Annotated in this window: 2 protein-coding genes; both read left to right on the top strand. The window is 56.4% G+C overall.

Annotation, left to right across the window (positions count from 1 at the left end):
* Positions 1–664, top strand: a 664-nt coding sequence (locus S1OALGB6SA_RS09285; RefSeq protein WP_124033294.1) for a ParA family protein, incomplete at its 5' end; no start/stop codon positions are given.
* Positions 661–2,863 (top strand): CHC2 zinc finger domain-containing protein (locus S1OALGB6SA_RS09290; RefSeq protein ID WP_124033295.1); only part of this gene is annotated, 2,203 nt, incomplete at its 3' end. The genes S1OALGB6SA_RS09285 and S1OALGB6SA_RS09290, both read left to right, overlap by 4 nt.

The raw sequence follows: 2,863 nt of genomic DNA on the forward strand, positions 1-2,863 counted from the left end.
GAGCTTCTTCGAGAATGAACCTGAGAGGGGCCTCTATGAGGCCATACTGGATGGACCCATCACCCTGACTTCGGTGAGGGAGAACCTGAGGCTGCTCTCAGGCTCCATCCGGCTCTCCCTGTTAGAGCGGAGCCTGGTGGGTGAAATAGACGGCTATCTCAGGCTAAAAAGACTCCTGGAGAGCGAGGAGTTCATGAGGGCCTGCGCCCCTTGGGCTGGTGGCCCTGATCTTATCATCATTGACACCCCTCCATCTCTTGGCATCCTCACCGGCAACGCTCTGGCAGCGGCCGATCTGCTCCTGATTCCCATATCGCCGGCCCAATACTCCCTCCAGGGAGCCAGCGACCTACTTGAAACCATGGAGAAGATGAGGAAGACCTTAAACCCCCATCTCACCCTCCTGGGCGTGGCCGTAAACGCCTACAGCGGCATCACCATCATTGGCCGTGAGCTAGTGGGGGAGCTTAGGCGGGTGTTCGGTGAGCTCTGTTTCAAAGAAGAGCTTGGCCGCTCGGTGAGGTTTGAAGAGGCCATAGCGGAGAGGAAGGGCCTGGTTGACCTTGCAGGATCAGGTTGGAGTAAGAGCCGAGAGGAAGTGATGGCCCTGGGAGAGGCCGTGAGGATGAGGCTGCAAGTCCGCACTCATGAGGGCGCATCATGAGAGGCCGTCTCAAGGGCCGCTCCCCCCTTTCCAAGGGAATAGGGTTCCTAGAAGAGTTCAGCAAGGACGAGGTGAAGTCCAGGGTGGACATCGTGGCCCTCTTTGGCTCCTTTGGAGTTAAGCTGGAGAAGAAGGGCTCAAGCTGGATGGGGAGCTGCCCCTTCCACGAGGATAAGAGCCCCTCGCTCAGCGTCGATCAGTCCAAGGGCCTCTACCACTGCTTCGGCTGTGGTGAGAGCGGTGATGTGTTCAACCTTGTGATGAGGCTTCGGACTCTAAGCTTCCCTGAGGCTCTAGACTTTCTGAAGGACTTTGCTTCCAGCGCCTGCAGAGGCCCAGGGCCCAAGTCATCGCCTGACTTACAGAACCGCCCCTCGCTTAAGGATGTCATAGCCGCCTACCGGAGAGACCTGGAGACATCCAGGGAAGCTGGAAGTTACCTCAAGAGCCGCGGGCTCTACCACCCGGGTATACTTGGCCGCCAGGAAGTGGGCTTCGCATCAGGAGCTCTGGAGGGGAGGATAAGTAAAGATCAGCGGGCAGCCCTGGAAGAGATGGGCATCTTGAATGCCAGGGGGAAGGAACACTTTCTAGGCTGCATCACCATTCCCTTAAGGAGCCTCCAAGGTGAGCCGGTAGGCCTCTATGGCCGCAGGATAGAGAAGAGAGGGAGCTTAGAGCATCTTTACATGAGAGGCCCCCATCAGGGTCTCTTAAACCCCAAAACCTATGGAGTCTACCCGGAGAGGATGATTCTAACTGAGAGCATCCTGGATGCCCTTAGCCTGATGGTTCTCGGCTTTCAGAACTTGGATGCTCTCTATGGCGCAAAGGGCCTGACTGAAACCCACATAGAGGCCTTAAAGGGGGCTGGCACAAGGGAGGTTATCCTGGCCCTGGATAACGATGAAGCTGGAAGGAGGGGGGCGCTCACGATAGCAGAGAGGCTAAGAAGGGAGGGCATAAGAAGTAGGAGAATCTTCCCTCCGCTTAAGGACTGGAACGAGTATCTGCGGGGTAGCGGCCCATCTGAAGATAAGAAGGCTCATATAGAGCGTCTGATCCGGGATGCCACCCTGATGGCCGCCGCTCCCTTGGGTTTGACTTTCAGCGGTAAGAGGGGGAGCTGCAAGGCGACTTCTAATGAGATTAGCTACAAGATTATCAGGATGAATGAGGGCGCATCCTTCAAAGTGAACATCAGGGCCTCCCTGGTGAAGCTTCCCAAGGCGAGCCCTCCCGATGAGGCTGCTTCCGATGAAAACACCGAACTCCAACCTGATGGCCGGCGCATCATAGACAATGTGGATCTCTTCTCCGCAAGGAGCCGCTCCCTCTTTGCAAACCAACTTGCAAGGCTTTCTGAAACCCTGGAGCCAGCCAGGATAGAGAGGGAGCTGGTTTGCATCCTGGAATACCTGGAGGCAAATGAGGAGGATGAAGGAAGAGATAATAGGCTATCTTTTCCGCTCACCCCTGGCCCCAGGGAGAGGGTAGAGGGGCTGGCCCTTCTTAGAGACCCTGCCCTGTTTAAGAGAATCGAAGAGGACCTGGAAGAGCTTGGCTATGTGGGCGAGGGCGTGAACAAGCGTCTCATGTACATCGCAGCATCAAGCCGCAAGATGGAGAGCCCAATCTCCATCATAGTTCACAGCCAGTCTGCCAGCGGCAAGAGCTACCTGATAGATACGGTGAGAAGGCTCATGCCTCCAGAAGATGCGCTTAACCTGACCAGCCTCTCGGATCAGGCTCTAAACTACATGGAGGATGATGCCCTGGTGGGCAAGTTCCTAACCCTGGGAGAGTCGGTCCATTCCGAGTCAGTGGAGTACCAGCTAAGAGAGATGCTCTCCAGCGGAGAGCTGAGCCGTCTTGTTACCACCAAGGATGAGAAGAGCGGCAGGATGGTGAGTCATATGGTTAAGAAGAAGGTGAGAGTGGCCATGGTGATGAGCACCACGATGAGCCGGATCAACGAGGAGAACGCCTCCCGCTCCTTTCTCATCTCGGCGGATGAGAGCCAGAGTCAGACAGAGGCCATTCATAGACGCCAGAGGGAGAAGTACTCACTTAGGGCCTACAGGAAGAGGGAGGAGGCAGTGCCCGCCATCATAGAGCGCCACCAGGCGGCCCAGAGGCTCATCAAGCCCAGAATGATAGTGAACCCCTTTGCCGGCCTCCTATCCTTCCCCTCATCCC

Source organism: Olavius algarvensis spirochete endosymbiont (genome assembly GCA_900608495.1).
Classification (GTDB): Bacteria; Spirochaetota; Spirochaetia; order DSM-2461; family DSM-2461; genus UBA2779.